Consider the following 16786-nt stretch of genomic DNA (forward strand, 5'->3'; position numbering starts at 1 on the left):
CCCTTTCCTCGACTCGCTCCCCTCGAATGGCCTCGACCGCACGCAAGTCCCGCCTTCCCATCGCGCCGCGCACCGCCGCGATCGTCCTGGCCCTCGTCGTCCTGGGGGCCGCCGGTTGGTGGTGGTCCGCGCGCAAAGCGGCCGCGGCCGAAGGCGGGTTCCGCACGGCCGCCGTGGAGCGTGGCGATATCCGCGTCGCCATCTCCGCCACGGGCACGCTTGCGGCGATCTCGACGGTCGATGTCGGCAGCCAGATCTCGGGCCAGGTCACCGACGTGCTGGTCGACTTCAACGACCAGGTGCACAAGGGGCAGGTGATCGCGCGCATCGACCCGAGCACCTACCAGGCGCAGATCGCGCAGGGCGATGCGCAGATCGCGACGGCGCGCGCCAACCTCGCCACCGCGCAGGCCACGCTCAAGAACGCCGAAGCCGATTACGACCGCAAGGTGCCGCTCGCCGGCCAGCAGTTGATCGCGAAGGGCGACCTCGACCTGGCGCGCGCCGCGCGCGACCAGGCCCGCGCGCAGGTCAACGCCGCGCAGGCGCAGATCACGCAGCAGCAGGCCTCCACGCAGACCACGCAGCTCAACCTGCAGCGCACGGTGATTCGTTCGCCGGTGGATGGCGTGGTGCTCACGCGCACCATCGAGCCGGGCCAGACGGTCGCGGCCAGCTTGCAGGCGCCTGTGTTGTTCCAGATCGCCGAAGACCTGTCGAAGATGGAAATCCTGCTGCAGATCGACGAGGCCGACATCGGCCAGGTCAAGGCGGGACAGGGCGTGAACTTCACCGTCGATGCGTTCCCCGAGCGCAGCTTCCGCGGCAACGTGCAGCAGGTGCGCTTGTCGGCGACCAACACGAACAACGTGATCACGTATCCGGTGGTCGTCACCGTCGACAACAAGGACGGCGTGTTGCTGCCGGGCATGACGGTGAACGCGGAGATCGAAGTCAGCCGCCGCGATGACGTGCTGAAGATTCCGAATGCGGCCTTGCGCTTCAAGCCGGCGGATGACAACAGCGGTGCGGGCGCGGGTGGGCCGCAACGCGGCGGCATGTCGGGAGAATTGCCGAAGCTCGCGCAGACGCTGGCCTTGAACACCACGCAGCAGGCCGCCTTCGACGACGCGCTCGCGCAGATGAAGCAGCGCATGGCCGCGCGCCAGGCGCCGCAGGGTGCGCAGCAAAGCGGTGGCAGTGCGTTGTTCGGTCGTCCGCCGGGTGGTGGGCAGGGCGGCGGCAATGCGAACGCGGGCGGCGGCAATGCGAGCGGTGCGATGCGCCAGAAAATGCAGGAGCGCTTCAACCAGCAGTTCGCCGCGTTCCGCGCCACGCTCGACGACACGCAGAAGAACAAGTGGGACGCCGGCATCACCGCGCTGGTGAGCGCGCGCCGTGCGCCGATCTACAAGCTCGTCGACGGCAAGCCGCAGCCGGCCATGGTGCGCATCGGCGTGACCGACGGGACGAACACCGAAGTGATGGGCAGCGACGTGAAAGCGGGCGATGCCATCATCGTCGGCGCCGAGCGCTCGTCGAAGGACAAGTCCACGCAATGAACGCCGTCGCCAAGCCGCGGGAAGATCGCGCGGCCGTCATCGAGACGCGCCGGTTGGGCAAGGTCTATTCCGAAGGCAGCGAGGCGGAGGTCGTCGCGCTGCGCGCGGTGGACCTGCGCATCGGGCGCGGCGAATTCGTCGCGATCATGGGGCCGTCGGGCTCGGGCAAGTCGACGCTGATGAACCTGCTCGGCTGCCTGGATACGCCCAGCTCGGGCACGTATCACTGCGATGGTGTCGATGTCGCTTCGCTCGACGCCGAAGGCCGCGCGGAACTGCGCCTGGAGAAGATCGGTTTCGTCTTCCAGGGCTTCAACCTGCTGCCCCGCATGAACGCGCTGGAGAACGTCGCGATGCCGATGGGCTACGCGAACGTGCACCGCGAAGAGCGCATGCGCCGCGCGCGCGAAGCGCTTTCCGCGGTGGGCCTGGGCAATCGCGAATCGCATCGGCCCAGCGAGATGTCCGGCGGCCAGCAGCAGCGCGTCGCCATTGCGCGCGCGCTGATCAATCGCCCGCCGATCCTCCTGGCCGACGAACCCACCGGCGCGCTGGATTCGAAGACCGGCGAGGAAATCCTCGCGCTGTTCAAGCGCCTGCAGCAGGAAGACCACACCGTCGTGCTCATCACCCACGATCCGGACGTCGCGCAGCACTGCGACCGCATCTTCATGATGCGCGACGGCCACCTGAGCGAGGAGGCGAGCGCATGAATCCCATGGAAGTCCTGCACACCGCGTTCTACGCGTTGCGCGGCAACTGGATGCGCAGTGCGTTGACCTCGCTCGGCGTGATCATCGGCATCGCGGCGGTGATCGTCATGGTGTCGGTGGGGCAGGGCACGCAGGCGGAAATCGACAAGCTGGTGTCGGGCCTGGGCTCCAATCGCCTCGACATCAGCCCGGGTTCGGGGCGCGGTTTCGGCGGCATCCGCATCGCCGGCGCCAACAACTTCACGCTGAAGCAGGACGACGCGGACGCGATCCGCGCCGAAATCCCGGAGGTGCAGTACGTCGCCTCCAGCCTGCGCGGCAACAGCCAGGTTGTGTACGCGGAGAACAACTGGTCCACGAGTTGGCAGGGCGTGCAGCCGGATTGGTTCGAGATCAATGGCTGGACGCTGGCCTCGGGCGATGGCTTCGATGCGCGCGCGTATACCGGCGCGGCGAAGACCGTGATCCTGGGCGAAACGGTGCGCCGCGAATTGTTCGGCGACGACGATCCGCTGGGCCAGACGGTCCGCATCGGGCGCGTGCCCTTCACCGTGGTCGGCACGCTCAACCCGAAGGGGCAGGGCGGCTTCGGCCAGGACCAGGACGACATCATGGTGGTGCCGCTGGAAACCGCGCGCCGCCGTTTGATGGGCGCGATGGGCCTGCCGCCGGGTGCGGTGATGCAGATCGCGCTCGGCGTGGCCAACGCCAACGACCTCGATTACGTGCAGGGCGAAGTGGAAGGCCTGCTGCGCCAGCGCCACAAGCTGCAGCCCGGCGCGGAGGACGACTTCAACGTGCGCAACATCGCCGAGATCATCGCCACGCGCACGGCGACGACCAACCTGATGTCCAAGCTGCTCGGCGCGGTAGCGACGATCTGCCTGGTCATCGGCGGCATCGGGATCATGAACATCATGCTGGTGTCGGTGACCGAGCGCATCCGCGAGATCGGCCTGCGCATGGCGGTGGGCGCGGGGCCGCGTGATGTGCGCCGGCAGTTCCTCGCCGAGGCGATGCTGATCTCGATGATCGGTGGCGTCATCGGCATCGCGATCGGCATCGTGGGGGCGCTGCTGGTCGGCAAGTTCAGCGATTTGCCCGTGCAGGTGAACGCGAACGTGGTGGGGCTCGCGGCGACGTTCTCCATCGCGACCGGCTTGTTCTTCGGGTACTACCCGGCGCGCAAGGCCTCGTTGCTGGATCCGATCGAGGCATTGCGTCAGCAATAGAGATTTCGACAGCGCATTGAGGCATTTGCGCGGGGAGTGGACGGCGGCGCTTTTGTAGCGTCGCCGCATGTGCGCACTCCCCTTTTTTTCTTCCCGTGGCCTGGCCGTGGCAGGCCTCGCCGTCTTGCTGGCCTTTGCATTCCTCGGGATGCGCGGGATCTTCGAGCCCGATGAAGGCCGCTACACCAACGTCGCGCTGATGATGCTCGACCGGGGCGATTGGCTCACGCCGATGCGCAACGAGATCACCGGGCATTGGACCAAGCCGCCCATGACGTATTGGCTCATCGCGGCGAGCGTGTGGGCGTTCGGACAGGAGGCGTGGGCGGCGCGCTTGCCGATCGCCTTCTCGTTCCTGGTGTGTGTCGCATGCGTCGGGTGGATCGCGCGGCACTGCGCGCCGGGGCGCGAGGCGAAGGCGATGTTGGTGTTCGCGACCATGCTGGCGCCTTGCCTTGCGGCGCAGTTGGTGACGACCGACTTTCCGTTGTCGGCGGCCGAAGCGGTGGCGATGGCGATGTTCGTGCAGGCGCGGTTCGGCCATGCGCGATGGCGGAGCGCGGCGTGGATCGGCATGTGGGCGGCGTTCGGGGTCGCGTTCCTGATCAAGGGGCCGCCGGGGGTGTTGCCCTTGTTGGCAGTGCTCGCGCATGCAGGGTTCGTGCGCGGGGCGTCCGTGGGTGTGCGGTGGCATGTCGCGGGCCTGGCGGTGTTCTTCGCGATTGCCTTGCCTTGGTACGCGGCGGTCGTCGCGCGCCATGAAGGGTTGCTCGCCTATTTCCTCGGCGCCGAAGTGCTGGACCGAGTGGCGAGCGATCGATTCGACCGCAACGGCGGATGGTTCGGATGGGCGCGGGTCTACGCGCCGATGTTGCTGCTGGGAAGCCTGCCGTGGACGTTCTCGTTCTGGCGCTGGCTGCGCGATGTGGCGGGTCGCATGCGTGCATGGCGCGATGTGCGCGAACGCACGCGCGATGCGTCGCGCCTGCTGCTCGCGTTGTGGTTCACGCTGCCGCTGTTCGTGTTCTGCCTCGCACAGTCGCGCCTGCCGCTGTATGTGCTGCCCTTGTTCGTGCCGATCGCCGTCGCGGTGTCCACCGTCGATGCGCGTTGGCCGAAGTGGCCATCGCTTGCCGCGTGGGCCGCATGCCTGCTTGCGTTGCGCGTGATCGCCGCGCACTGGCCCGCGCCGTTGGACAGCGCGCGTTGGGCGCAGGAGATCGCAGCGCGCGCGGAAGGGCCGGTGCGCAAGGTCGTGTTCGTGCAGGACACGCCGCGCTGGGGCTTGCACCTGCACCTGGATGCGCAGGTGGAACGGCATTCGCACGCGCCGGTGGAGGAGCCGCGCTTCGGTCGCCGCTACGACGCGGATTTCGCGAGCGCGCTCGCCACCGGCAGCATGCCCGGCACCGTGTATGTCGCCCCGGTCGCGTTGTGGCCCGGGTTGCGGGCGATCTCCGTCACCGCGGGCTACGTCGCGCGGCCGCTCGGTGCGGTGCATCACGGTCGGCAGGTGTTCGAACTGCGGCCTTCGCCATGATCGGGCTATGCTCCGCGGCATGACCCTCGGAGATCGCCATGCGCCCGCTCTTGCTCGCCCTCGCGTTGTCCTGCGCCTTCGCCATGCCCGTCCACGCTGCTGATCCGCCGAAGCACAAGACCGCGCTCGTCATCCACGGCGGCGCGGGCGTCATCGAGCGCGGTTCGATGACCGCGGAAGAAGAGAAGGGCGTGCGCGCCGACCTCAACGCGGCGCTCGATGCGGGCAACGCGGTGCTGTCGAAGGGTGGCCCCGCGCTCGACGCCGTCGTCGCCGCGATCCGCGTGCTGGAGGAATCGCCGCGCTTCAACGCCGGCAAGGGCGCGGTGTTCAACGCCGAAGGCAAGCACGAACTCGACGCTTCGATCATGGAAGGGCACACGCAGCGCGCCGGCGCGGTCGCGGGCGTGATGACGGTGCGCAGCCCGATCCTGCTCGCGCGCGCGGTGATGGAGCGCTCCGAGCACGTGATGCTCGCGGGCCAGGGCGCGGAGAAGTTCGCCGATTCGCTGCCCGACATCGAACGCGTGCCGAATTCCTGGTTCGACACCGATCGTCGCCGCAAGCAGCTCGAAGAGGCGCAGGCGAAGGAAAAGGCGCAGGCTGGCGTGCATGTGAAGGGCAGCTATTTCGGCACCGTTGGCGTGGTCGCGCTCGACCAGCAGGGCCACATCGCCGCGGGCACGAGCACCGGCGGCATGACCAACAAGCGTTACGGCCGCGTCGGCGATTCGCCGATCATCGGCGCCGGCACCTGGGCCGATGCGCGTTGCGGCGTGTCGGGCACGGGCTGGGGCGAGTTCTACATCCGCGCCGCGGTCGCGCACGACATCTGCATGCGCGTGGCCTACAAGGGCGACAGCCTGGCGACGGCCGCGGAAGAAGTCGTCGACAAGATCGTCCCGGCGATGGGCGGCGACGGTGGCGCGATCGCGCTCGACAAGGACGGCAACATCGCGATGCCGTTCAACACCGCGGGCATGTACCGGGCATGGATGAAGCCCGACGGCACGCGCGGCACGGCGATCTACAACGACGAGAAGGAAACCCCGGCGCACTGAGTGCGCCCGGGCCGGGCGCTCACACCGTGGTGTCCGGGTTCGCGCGTTTCATGCGATCGGCGAGTTCCTCGGGCCGCACATCCTCGATGTGCGTGCCCAGCGTCCACTTGTGGCCGAAGGGGTCGCGCACCGTGCCCATGCGGTCGCCCCAGAACTGGTCGGCCACCGCCTTCTCGACCGTCGCGCCGGCGCGCACCGCGCGTGCGAAGGCGGCGTCGCAGTCAGGCCCGTAGATGACGAAGCCGACGGTGCTGCCGCCGCGTTTGTTCGGCCCGAGGTAACCCATGTCGGGCCATTCGTCCGAGAGCATGAGGATCGTGTCGCCGATCCGAGTCTCGGCATGCCCGATCCGTTCCTTGCCGTCGGCCCCCTGCATCGGCAGCCGGTAGAGCTCCTTCGCTCCGAACGCCTCCGTATAGAACGCCAATGCCCGGGCCGCGTCCTCCACGACCAGGTAGGAAGTCACGGTGTGGTACCCCTCGGGCACGGGACTGACGGCCATGGCGGGACTCGGGATCGTTGCAAAAAGGAACGCGCAACGTGCGCCGCGAGACGTTAGCCCCCGGTGACCGGGGGCAAGCCGTCGCCGCCCGCCCGCGCGGCGTGGCAGAATCCCGGCTTCTTGCGGCAAGCCGCGCCCTCACCTCGGTCCATGGCGGACGAAACCGGACACCTTCCCCGCCGCCCCGGGCGCATCCTCAAGGCGGCGCAGTGGTCGCTGCAGGGCCTGCGTGCGGCCTGGCTGCACGAATCCTCGTTCCGCCTGGAGGTCTACCTCTTCGTCGTGCTCGGGCCCCTCGGGTTCTGGCTCGGCAAGGACGGCGTGGAGCGCGTGCTGCTGATCGGCAGCTGCCTGCTGGTGCTGTCGATGGAGTTGCTGAACTCCGCGGTCGAGGCGGTGATCGAGCGCTACGGCGCGGAATTCCACGAGCTCGCCGGCCGTGCGAAGGACATGGGTTCGGCTGCGGTGTTCGTGTTGATGCTCAACGTCCTGTTGACGTGGGGCCTGATCGTGGGGCCGCGCTGGTTCTGAACACCCGGTTCTGAACAACGTGTTCTGACCCGGCGCTGCCAACAAAGAACGTAACGAGGAAGTGTTGTCGATGGTTGAAGTGTTCTCCTGGATCGCCGATCCCCAAGCGTGGCTCACCCTGGTGACCCTCAGCGCGATCGAGATCGTGCTCGGCATCGACAACCTGGTGTTCATCTCGATCGCGGTCAGCAAGCTGCCGCACGAGAACCGCGAGCGCGCGCGCAAGTTCGGCATCGCGGTGGCGTGCATCACGCGTATCGGCCTCCTGCTCACGCTGGCCTGGCTCGCGGGCCTGACCTCCGACCTGTTCCGCCTCTTCGGCCAGGGCATCTCGGTGCGCGACCTGGTGCTGATCCTCGGTGGCGTGTTCCTGGTGGTGAAGGGCGTCATGGAGATCCGCGACCTGCTCGCCGGCGAGTCCGAGGAAGAGGACGTCCACACCAAACCTATGGCCTCCTTCGGCATGGTGATCGCGCAGATCGCCATCATCGACATCGTGTTCTCGCTCGACTCGGTGATCGCAGCCGTCGGCATGGCGCAGCACACGACGATCATGGTGTGCGCCATCCTGCTGGCGGTCGGCGTGATGCTGCTGGCGGCCACGCCGCTCGGCCACTTCATCGAGCGCAACCCGACGATCAAGATGCTGGCGCTCGCCTTCATCGTGCTGATCGGCGCCTACCTGCTGCTCGACGGCTTCGAGATCCACATCCCGAAGGGCTACCTCTACGGCGCGATGGGCTTCTCGGCCGGCGTGGAGTGCCTGAACCTCTGGGCCCGCAAGCGGGCCAACGGCCGCCGGCTCGCCCCCTGAGTCGTGGCGGGGCTCGGCCGGGCGTCCGGCCGGGCTTCATTGCGCGCTAGCGCCGCCAATGCTGGAATGCGCCGCGACCCCCATTGCGGAGCCACCGTCATGCGTCCGTCCCTGCGCGCTGCCTTCCTCCTGTTCCTGATCACCCTGCTGTCCGGCTGTGGCTACAACCAGATCCAGCAGAAGGACGAGGCCACCAAGGCGGCCTGGTCGGAAGTGCTCAACCAGTACAAGCGCCGCGCCGACCTCATCCCGAACCTCGTGAACACGGTGAAGGGCTATGCCGCGCAGGAGCGCGACGTGCTCATCCGCGTGACCGAAGCGCGCGCGAAGGTCGGGCAGATCCAGGTGAACGCGAACGACGCGGAATCGCTCGCGAAGTTCCAGGCCGCGCAGGGTGAACTCTCCGGCGCGCTCTCGCGCCTGATGGTCGTCACCGAGAACTACCCGAACCTCAAGTCCGACCAGTCCTTCCGCGACCTGCAGGCGCAACTCGAAGGCACGGAAAACCGCATCACCGTCGCGCGCGGTCGTTACATCACGACGGTGCAGGACTACAACGCGTACATCCGCTCCTTCCCGCAGAACCTGACAGCGATGATGTTCGGCGCCAAGCAGAAGCCGAACTTCACGGTGGAGAACGAGAAGCAGATTTCCGAAGCGCCGTCGGTCGACTTCGGGGCCGCCAATCCGTCGCCGCCGCCGGCCGCACCCGCCGCGCCGACGGCTCCCACCGCGCCGGCTCCGGCGTCGACCGCCGCGCCGGCGTACTGACGGAATCGCGATGGCGCTTCGCCTCGCGCCTCTGCGCCGGGTCGCGTGCGCGCTGCTCGCCTGCGCGTGGCTCGTGTGCGCGACGGCGTTGGCGCAGGACCTGGCGCCGATTCCGAAACTCGACAACCCGGTGGTGGACACCACCGGCACGCTCGATGCCACGCAAAAGAGCACGCTCGAGCAACAGGCCCTTGCGTTGCAGAAGCGCAAGGGCAGCCAACTGCAGGTGCTGATGGTGCCGACGACGCAGCCGGAAACCATCGAGCAGTACACGGTGCGCGCATTCGAGCAGTACAAGCTCGGGCGCAAGAAGGTCGATGACGGCGTGCTCGTGGTCGTGGCGAAGGACGACCATCGCGTGCGCATCGAACCGGGTTACGGCCTGGAAGGCGCGATCCCCGATGCGATCGCCAACCGCATCATCCAGGAATACCTCGTTCCGAAATTCCGCAGCGGCGATTACGGCGGCGGCCTGATCGACGGCACCGCGGCGATCGTGAAACTGATCGACGGCGAACCCTTGCCCGAGCCGATGGCCGACAACACGGGACCCGGCAAGGGCGATGCGGGGCGCAACTGGATCTTCCCGTTGTTCGTCGCGTTCATCGTGGCCAACTTCGCGCGCGGGATCTTCCGTTGGTTGCCGGCGGGGCTGCGCGGATTGGCCGGCGGCGCCGCGGCCGGCGGGATCGCATGGCTGTTGTCGTCGGCGTTGCTGGTCGGCGGGATCGGCGCCTTCCTCGGTCTCGTCATCGGCTTGTCCGCGGCGCCGAGCGGGCGCTTTGCGCGGCACGGCGGATGGGGCGGCGGCGGGTTCGGTGGCGGTGGATTCGGCGGGGGCGGCTTCGGCGGCGGAGGTGGCGGCTGGGGCGGTGGCGGTGGCATGAGCGGGGGCGGCGGCGCCTCGGGGAGCTGGTGACGATGCGCCTGTTGCGCCACTTGTTTGCACCCTCGGCCCACGGATGGTTTCCGCCGGAGGCGATGGCGCGCATTACCGCCGCGATTGACGCCGGCGAGCTGCGCCATTCCGGCGAGATCTGCTTCGCGGTCGACCCGGCGCTGCACTGGCTCGACGTCCTGCGCGGCGAGGAACCCCGAGCGCATGCCGAGGACGCTTTCGCACGCCTGCGCGTGTGGGACACCGAGGGCAACACGGGCGTGCTGCTCTACCTCCTGCTGGCCGACCATCGCATCGAGATCGTCGCCGACCGCGGCCTGCGCGGCGTGGACCCCGCGCGCTGGCGCGCGATCTGCGACGACATCCAGGCCGGCCTGCGCGGCGGCCCGCCCGCCGACGCGATCGTGCGGGGCATCGAGGCGCTGTCGGACCTGCTCGCCGAACACGCACCGCTCGTGCCCGGCCGCGAGGACCGTGACGAACTCCCGAACGCCCCGCGCATCCTCTGAGTCCTTGCGCCCGGCGTGATGCACAATGCGGTTTGGCCGCGCCGACCGGGACGACCCCTTTGCACGACTTGATCTATTTGCACGACATCGACCCGATCGCGCTCGCGTTGGGTCCGCTCAAGATCCACTGGTACGGCCTGATGTACCTGCTCGGCTTCGGCATTGCGTGGTGGCTCGGCCGCCGTCGCATCAATGCCGGACGCCTGCCCGGCGTCGACGAGCATGGTTACGGCGACCTGATGTTCTACGCGATGGTGGGCGTGGTGCTCGGCGGCCGCCTCGGTTACATCCTCTTCTACGACCTGCACACCTACCTGGCGCATCCGCTGCAGATGCTGAAGGTGTGGGAAGGCGGCATGAGCTTCCACGGCGGGCTGCTCGGCGTCGTGGCCGCGGTGTGGTGGTGGTCGCGCCGGCGCGGTTTGCACGTGATGGACACGCTGGAGTTCGTCGCGCCGCTCGTGCCGCCGGGCCTGGGCTTCGGTCGCATCGGCAATTTCATCAACGGCGAACTGTGGGGCAAGGTGACGCACGCCGATTGGGGCGTGGTGTTTCCTGCATCGCTGCCGCAGCCCTACGCGTCGATGGATGCCGCGACCCTGCGCGCGCACTTCCAGAGCGGTGCGCTGGATGCGTTCGCGCGCCATCCCTCGCAGCTGTACCAGGCCTTCCTCGAAGGGCTCGTCCTGTTCACCGTGTTGTGGATCTATTCGCGCAAGCCGCGACCGCGCTATTCGGTGGCGGGGCTGTTCGTGCTGCTCTACGGCGTGTTCCGCTTCCTCGTGGAATTCGTGCGCGTGCCCGACCAGCAGCTCGATTACCTCGCCTTCGGTTGGCTCACGATGGGCCAGTTGCTGAGCGTGCCGCTGATCCTGCTCGGCCTGGCGTGGCTGTGGTGTTCGCGCAGCGCGCCGACGCTGCAGCCGCGCGTCGCCTGATCGATCGCACCGGGAGCCTGCGATGAAGCAATACCTCGACCTGATGCGCGAGATCCTCGAGCAGGGCACGCCCAAGGGCGACCGCACGGGCACGGGGACGCTGAGCGTGTTCGGACGCATGATGCGCTTCGACCTGCAGCAAGGCTTTCCGCTGGTCACGACGAAGAAGCTGCACCTGAAGTCGGTGATCCACGAATTGCTGTGGTTCCTCCAGGGCGACACCAACGTGCGCTACCTGCAGGAGCGCGGCGTCACGATCTGGGACGAATGGGCGACCGAAGATGGCAGCCTCGGCCCGCTCTATGGCGCGCAGTGGCGCAGCTGGCCCACGCGCGACGGCGGCACGATCGACCAGGTGTCCGCGCTGATCGAAGGCCTGAAGAAGAAGCCGAACTCGCGCCGCCATATCGTCAGCGCCTGGAACGTCGAATACCTGCCCGACGAGGCGCTCCGCCCGCAGGAGAACGTGCGCAACGGCCGCATGGCCCTCGCCGCGTGCCACACGCTGTTCCAGTTCTACGTCGCCGACGGCCGACTGTCGTGCATGCTGATGGCGCGCAGCCAGGATTTCCTGCTCGGCACGCCCTTCAACATCGCCAGCTACGCACTGCTGGTGCACATGATCGCGCAGCAGTGCGAGCTGGAAGTCGGCGAGTTCGTCTGGGTGGGCGGCGACGTGCACCTGTACAACAACCACCTGGAACAGGCCCGCCTGCAGCTCACGCGCGAGCCGCGCCCGCTGCCGCGCCTGGTGATCCACCGCCGGCCGGCGTCGATCTTCGAGTACCGCTTCGAGGATTTCGAGATCGTCGGCTACGAGCCGCACGCGGCGATCAAGGCGCCCATCGCGGTCTGATTCCACCGCGATTTGACCGGTCACGCCGCCGGCGTATCCTCGCCCCAAGCGAAGCCGCAGGGGCGCGCCGTGAAGGTCCTCATCGCCGACGACCATCCGATCATCTGCGTTGCGTTGACGGAGCTGCTCAAGACCGCCTTCGCCGGCCGCCTGGCGTCGGTGGAGACGGTGAGCGACAGCAACGCGCTGCTCGCGCACCTGCCGACGGCCGACGTCGATTACCTCGTCCTCGACCTGTTCATGCCGGGCGCATCGAACAGCATCCCCTTGCTCGAACGCGTCGTCGCGCTGCGGCCCGAGGTGCGCGTGGTCACCTACACCGGCGCGGACCAGCCGATGCTGGCGCTGCATGCACTGGACGCCGGCGCGCAGGCCTTCGTATCGAAATCGAGCGGACCCGACGTGGCCATCGAAGCGATCCGCGCGCTGTCCGTCGGTGATCGCTTCATCGACCCGCGCATCGACCTGGATGCCGCACGCCGCCATCCCTGGCAAACGCTCACGCCGGGCGAACGCGCCGTGCTCGTCGCGCTCGCCGGCGGCCAGCACCTGCACGCCATCGCGCTGGACAGCGACCGCAGCTACAAGACGGTGACCGCGCACAAGTACAACGCGCTGCGCAAACTCTCGCTCGGCTCCAAGACCGACCTCAAGCATTACCTCTCGCAACTCGGGCTCGGTTACCTGCTCGCCTGAAAGCGCGCCTGCGCGGCGTCGAGCCGCGCGTGGACTTCGTCGATGGCGGCGGACAGGCGATCGTGTTGCCACGCTGCCACCGCGGCTTCCCCCGCCTTGCACGCATCGGCGATCGCGGTGGCGCCGATCATGGCTGCGGCGCCCTTGATGCGGTGGAAGGCGGTGCGCAGCGCGACGGGATCGCGTTGTGCGAGGGCGACGCGCGCGTCGTGCAGGTCTTCGCGCGATGCGCGCGCGAACAACGGCCAGTGCGCGAGCCGGATCGGGTCTTCGCCGCGCACCGGAAGCAACCGGCGCAGGACTTCGCCCAGCACGTGCGTGGCAGGAGACGTGGGGATGCACGCGCGCATGCCGCATTGCGCCGCGAGCGTGGTGTCGACGGCGACGTTGTCGCTGCATCCCACCACCGCCACCGGCGCGACACCGATGTGCGCGGCGTCGTCGCGCACGCGCGATGCGAGTGCGAAGCCATCCACGCCGGGCATGCGGCACGCGGCGAGGACGAGGTCGAACGGCTCCGCCGCCAGGCGTGCCAACGCGGCATCCGCATCGCCCACGCAGGTGCATGCATGGCCGAGCGTTGCGAGTTGCTGGGCCATCACCACGCGATTGAGCGTGTGCGGTTCGACGACGAGGATGCGGTGCGAGTCCATCGACGGGAGCTTCGTTCCCGCGTGCCGATCGGTGCAAGACCGAAACTGCGGCCAAGGTCGATTCGCGTCCGATCCGGGGACTTTTCCCAATGGATCGTTCCGCTCCCTCGCGCGTAGCTTTCCCACGCCGAACCACGAAGATGCGATCCGCGGGGAATCCAATGCGAAGTGCGAACAACCGCCAACAGCCGGTCCCTCATCGGACGCAAGGCAGGTGCCCAATGAACATGATGAATGCCGTGGCCCTCGTGCCACCCCCCGTCGCGACGAGTCCCGCCGTCGTGCACGTCGTCGATGCCGATGCAGCGGTGCGCGAATCGCTGCGCCTCGTGCTCGAGATCGCGGGACATCCCGTGCGCTGCCACGCATCGGCCGCCGACTTCCTGCTGGCCTGGCCCATCGACGTGCCGGCCTGCGTGCTGCTCGACGTGCGCATGCCCGGCCCGTCGGGCATGGACCTGCAGCTCGCCCTCGCGCAGCGCAACGATGCACCGCCCGTCGTGCTCATGAGCGGGCCGGACGATATCCCGATGAGCGTGCTCGCGATCCGGCGCGGCGCCGTCGATCTCCTCGCCAAGCCCGTCGAGCGCGATCCGTTGCTTGCCGCGGTCGGCAGCGCGATCCAGCGCAGCCACGCGCAGCAGGCCGTGCGCCATCGTCGTCGCGCGGTGCGCGAGCGGTTCGCATTGCTGACCACCCGCGAGCGCACCGTGTTTGAACAGGTGGCCGCGGGCCGCCTCAACAAGCAGATCGCCGCGACGCTCTGCATGTGCGAGCGCACGGTCAAGGCGCATCGCGCCAACGTGATGCACAAGATGCAGGCGCACTCGGTGGCCGAACTGGTGCGCATCGCGATCCAGTTGGAAGCCGACGCCGAAGTCGCGAACTAAGAAATCGCGAACGCACGACGCGCGATTTCCCAAAGTGGATGTGGCGCGATGCCGACGTTGTCGATTGAGTGCACCGAAGTTGCGTGGCTAACCTTCCCGTTGTGCGCGATCCGCGCGCGATGCCACGGGGCAGGCCATGCACCGACTCGTCGTCGCCGACGACCATCCCATCGTGTCACTCGCCTTGCGTCGGGCGATGCCGGCGCGCAACCATCGCATCGTCGCGGTGTGCCACGACGGCCACGCGGCGCTGGAAGCGGTTCGCCGGTTCCGGCCGAACCTGCTGGTCCTCGACCTCCATCTTCCGGGACTCGACGGCATCGCGGTGCTGCGCCAGCTGCGCGCCGAACGCTTCCCCGTCAATGTGCTCGTGCTCTCGTGCGAGGACGATGCCTACGGCGCGGCGCGCGCCCTGCGGGCCGGCGCCGACGGCTATGCCTGCAAGCGCAGTTCGCTCGCCGACCTGCGCCTGGCCATCGCCACGGTGGCGCAGGGACGTCGTTTCTTCCGCACGGCGCTGCCGCCCGCGGGCGTCGTCGTCGACGATGATGCGTTGCTCGGCAGCCTCACCGAGCGCGAGTTCGAGATGCTCAAGGGGCTCGCCGCCGGAAGCACCAACCTGGAGATCGGCGCCGCGCTCGCGCTGTCGCCGAAGGTGGTCAGCGCCTATCGCCGGAAGCTGATGCGCAAGCTTGGCGTGACGAACCTGCGGGACCTGATCGAGTTCGCCCGCGCCAACGGGATCTGAGCTGCGCGGTCGTCATCCCATCGCGGCGGCGGTCTGGCTTGCGCGCGCCACGCCGGCTTGCAGGAGGTCGCGCGCTGTCGCATGCAATCCTCCCCACGCCTCGCTGCGGCCGACACGCGAGGCCACTTCCAGCGCGACCAGTGCTTCGGCGGCTTCGCGCTCTTCGAGGTGGCGCGCGACCGAGAGCAGCCGATGCGCATACAGCGCGATGTCGACGGCGGCGTTCGAACCGATGGCGGTCTCGAGCGACGCGAGGTCGCCCTGCGCCTGTTCGCAGCACGCCCGCAGCAACATGGCCACGCGCGCGGGATCGCCACCGCACGCCTCATGCAGGAAGGGATACGGCGGTGGCGCTGCAGCCACGGGCAGGAGATCGGCGAGCGCTGCGTCCAGGTCCGGCAACTGCAGCGGCTTGGTGAGGTAGGCATCCATGCCGAGCGCGAGGCATCGTTCCCGCTCGCCCTGCAGGGCATTCGCCGTCAGCGCGAGCACGGGAAGCCGCGTGCGGCCGTGCGCGGCTTCATGCGCACGCAGGCGCCGGACAAGGTCGTATCCATCCAGGCGCGGCATGTGGCAATCGGTGATGAGCAGCGCGTAGTCCCCCAGGCGCGCGTCGTCGCGCAGTACGTCCCATGCGGCCTCGCCATCCTCGGTGCAGTCGCACGACCATCCGAGCTTCGCGAGTTGCGCCTGGATCAGTTCGCGGTTGACCGGATGGTCTTCCGCCAGCAACGCGCGCAGGCCGCGCGGCGCGCGGAAGGGCAAGGACGCGGGAAGATCGGCCGGCTCCTCGACGGCGGGATGCCAGGTGTCCATCGGCAGGCGCACTTCGAACGTGCTCCCCACGCCGGGCGTGCTCCGGCACCCGACCTCGCCGCCCATGAGGGTCACCAGGTCCCTGACGATGCTCAGCCCGAGCCCGGTGCCGCCGAACTTGCGCGTCGTCGCCGCATCGGCCTGCTGGAAGGGGCGGAACAACCTGTGCAGCGCCTCCGGCGCGATGCCGACGCCCGTGTCGGTGACGCGCATGCAGAACATCCCACCGTCCTCGAGGCCGACGTGGACGTCGACCTGCCCGTCCTCGGTGAACTTCACCGCGTTGCCCACCAGGTTGGTCAACACCTGTCGCAGCCGCAACGCATCGCCGGCGATGTACGGCGGCACCGCAGGGTCCACGGTCCAGCACAGTTGGACGCGCCGTCGCTGCGCCAGCGGCATGAGCGTGCCGCACACCGCATCCACGAGCCGATGCAGCGACACGGCACGCCGTTCGAGTTCGAGCTTGCCGGCGTCGATCTTCGAAAAGTCGAGCAGGTCGTCCATCAATCGCAGCGTGACGAGCGATGCGTCGCGACTGCGCGCGAGCAGGCGGCGCTGCCCGGCATCCAGCGGCGTGTCGGCCAGCAGGTCGATCATGCCCAGCACGGCATTCATCGGCGTGCGGATCTCGTGGCTCATCGCCGCGAGGAACCGGCTCTCCGCATCGCGCGCCACGCATGCTTCCTCCGCCCGGATGCGCGCCTCCGCGCGCGAGCGCTGCAGGGCGCGCCGGCGCCGCAGGTCGATGACGGAGAAAAGCACGAGGCAGGCCATGCCGATCGAGGTCCAAAGCCGCTCGTGCCAGTGCTGGGAGGTGAACCACAGGGCCACCGCCATGCAGCACAGCATCAGGAGGGAGGGCAGTCCGGAATCGAGCTGCCGGCGCAGCGTGTCGCGAAAGGTGGGCATGCGCGTGAGCATTGCATCGCCGCCCCGCGCCAACGCGCGGAAACGCCGCTGCCCGATGGGGAAAATGTCCACGCCCACCTTCGCTTCGTCTTCACGGCGGCACAGGGCAACCCGGCGGTATGTTCACCGGCAGGGCGGGGCGGC

The 16786-nt window shown here is 68.5% G+C and carries 18 protein-coding genes; 15 read left to right on the forward strand and 3 right to left on the reverse strand.

Annotated features, from left to right (window positions below; translation table 11 throughout):
• The first annotated feature begins 26 nt into the window (after nucleotides 1-26).
• The 5 genes from LVB87_RS07150 (at nucleotide 27) to LVB87_RS07170 (ending at nucleotide 6108) form a co-directional block, all read left to right on the forward strand.
• Nucleotides 27-1562, forward strand: a complete 1536-nt coding sequence (locus LVB87_RS07150; RefSeq protein ID WP_232900223.1) for an efflux RND transporter periplasmic adaptor subunit — start codon at nucleotides 27-29, stop codon at nucleotides 1560-1562.
• Nucleotides 1559-2275 (forward strand): ABC transporter ATP-binding protein, encoded by a 717-nt coding sequence (locus LVB87_RS07155; RefSeq protein WP_232900224.1) that lies wholly within the window; start codon nucleotides 1559-1561, stop codon nucleotides 2273-2275. Before LVB87_RS07150 ends, LVB87_RS07155 begins: the two co-directional genes overlap by 4 nt.
• The gene (locus tag LVB87_RS07160) at nucleotides 2272-3507 is read left to right on the forward strand and encodes an ABC transporter permease (RefSeq protein ID WP_232900225.1); all 1236 of its coding nucleotides are present in this window, start codon (nucleotides 2272-2274) and stop codon (nucleotides 3505-3507) included. Before LVB87_RS07155 ends, LVB87_RS07160 begins: the two co-directional genes overlap by 4 nt.
• 148 nt (nucleotides 3508-3655) lie before the next feature.
• Nucleotides 3656-5047: a glycosyltransferase family 39 protein gene (locus LVB87_RS07165; protein ID WP_232900226.1), complete on the forward strand. Its 1392-nt coding sequence runs from the start codon at nucleotides 3656-3658 to the stop codon at nucleotides 5045-5047.
• Between the two features lie 83 nt (nucleotides 5048-5130).
• The gene (locus tag LVB87_RS07170) at nucleotides 5131-6108 is read left to right on the forward strand and encodes an isoaspartyl peptidase/L-asparaginase (protein WP_232900505.1); all 978 of its coding nucleotides are present in this window, start codon (nucleotides 5131-5133) and stop codon (nucleotides 6106-6108) included.
• Between the two features lie 19 nt (nucleotides 6109-6127).
• On the opposite strand, the gene LVB87_RS07175 is transcribed toward LVB87_RS07170, so the two are convergent.
• Nucleotides 6128-6610, reverse strand: coding sequence for a VOC family protein (locus tag LVB87_RS07175; RefSeq protein WP_232900227.1), 483 nt, complete (start codon nucleotides 6608-6610; stop codon nucleotides 6128-6130).
• A 150-nt stretch (nucleotides 6611-6760) separates the two neighbouring features.
• Here LVB87_RS07175 and LVB87_RS07180 point away from each other — a divergent pair, with 150 nt between their 5' ends.
• The 8 genes from LVB87_RS07180 (at nucleotide 6761) to LVB87_RS07215 (ending at nucleotide 12623) form a co-directional block, all read left to right on the forward strand.
• Complete coding sequence (locus LVB87_RS07180; RefSeq protein WP_232900229.1) at nucleotides 6761-7141, forward strand: diacylglycerol kinase; 381 nt, start codon at nucleotides 6761-6763, stop codon at nucleotides 7139-7141.
• A gap of 70 nt (nucleotides 7142-7211) precedes the next feature.
• Nucleotides 7212-7955 (forward strand): TerC family protein, encoded by a 744-nt coding sequence (locus LVB87_RS07185; protein ID WP_232900230.1) that lies wholly within the window; start codon nucleotides 7212-7214, stop codon nucleotides 7953-7955.
• A 99-nt stretch (nucleotides 7956-8054) separates the two neighbouring features.
• On the forward strand, nucleotides 8055-8726 hold the full coding sequence (locus LVB87_RS07190) for a LemA family protein (protein WP_232900231.1): 672 nt from the start codon (nucleotides 8055-8057) through the stop codon (nucleotides 8724-8726).
• Between the two features lie 10 nt (nucleotides 8727-8736).
• Complete coding sequence (locus tag LVB87_RS07195) at nucleotides 8737-9645, forward strand: TPM domain-containing protein (RefSeq protein ID WP_232900232.1); 909 nt, start codon at nucleotides 8737-8739, stop codon at nucleotides 9643-9645.
• Nucleotides 9646-9647: 2 nt separating this feature from the next.
• Complete coding sequence (locus tag LVB87_RS07200) at nucleotides 9648-10133, forward strand: TPM domain-containing protein (protein WP_232900233.1); 486 nt, start codon at nucleotides 9648-9650, stop codon at nucleotides 10131-10133.
• 68 nt (nucleotides 10134-10201) lie between these two features.
• Nucleotides 10202-11071 carry a prolipoprotein diacylglyceryl transferase gene (gene lgt, locus LVB87_RS07205; RefSeq protein WP_232900506.1) on the forward strand — a complete coding sequence of 290 codons (870 nt, stop codon included), beginning with the start codon at nucleotides 10202-10204 and terminating at the stop codon, nucleotides 11069-11071.
• Nucleotides 11072-11093: 22 nt separating this feature from the next.
• Entirely contained in the window at nucleotides 11094-11927 is an 834-nt protein-coding gene (thyA, locus tag LVB87_RS07210) for a thymidylate synthase (RefSeq protein WP_232900235.1), read from the forward strand.
• Between the two features lie 69 nt (nucleotides 11928-11996).
• Nucleotides 11997-12623: a response regulator transcription factor gene (locus LVB87_RS07215; RefSeq protein ID WP_232900236.1), complete on the forward strand. Its 627-nt coding sequence runs from the start codon at nucleotides 11997-11999 to the stop codon at nucleotides 12621-12623.
• Here LVB87_RS07215 and LVB87_RS07220 read toward each other — a convergent pair.
• The gene (locus tag LVB87_RS07220) at nucleotides 12608-13276 is read right to left on the reverse strand and encodes a response regulator (RefSeq protein WP_232900237.1); all 669 of its coding nucleotides are present in this window, start codon (nucleotides 13274-13276) and stop codon (nucleotides 12608-12610) included. The genes LVB87_RS07215 and LVB87_RS07220 overlap by 16 nt on opposite strands.
• Before the next feature lie 230 nt (nucleotides 13277-13506).
• Here LVB87_RS07220 and LVB87_RS07225 point away from each other — a divergent pair, with 230 nt between their 5' ends.
• Complete coding sequence (locus LVB87_RS07225) at nucleotides 13507-14166, forward strand: response regulator (protein ID WP_232900239.1); 660 nt, start codon at nucleotides 13507-13509, stop codon at nucleotides 14164-14166.
• 136 nt (nucleotides 14167-14302) lie between these two features.
• The gene (locus LVB87_RS07230; protein ID WP_232900241.1) at nucleotides 14303-14914 is read left to right on the forward strand and encodes a response regulator transcription factor; all 612 of its coding nucleotides are present in this window, start codon (nucleotides 14303-14305) and stop codon (nucleotides 14912-14914) included.
• A 12-nt stretch (nucleotides 14915-14926) separates the two neighbouring features.
• Here LVB87_RS07230 and LVB87_RS07235 read toward each other — a convergent pair whose 3' ends face one another.
• Nucleotides 14927-16714 carry a sensor histidine kinase gene (locus LVB87_RS07235; RefSeq protein ID WP_232900242.1) on the reverse strand — a complete coding sequence of 596 codons (1788 nt, stop codon included), beginning with the start codon at nucleotides 16712-16714 and terminating at the stop codon, nucleotides 14927-14929.
• Nucleotides 16715-16786 lie beyond the last annotated feature (72 nt).

Source organism: Lysobacter sp. KIS68-7 (genome assembly GCF_021284745.1).
GTDB lineage: Bacteria > Pseudomonadota > Gammaproteobacteria > Xanthomonadales > Xanthomonadaceae > Noviluteimonas.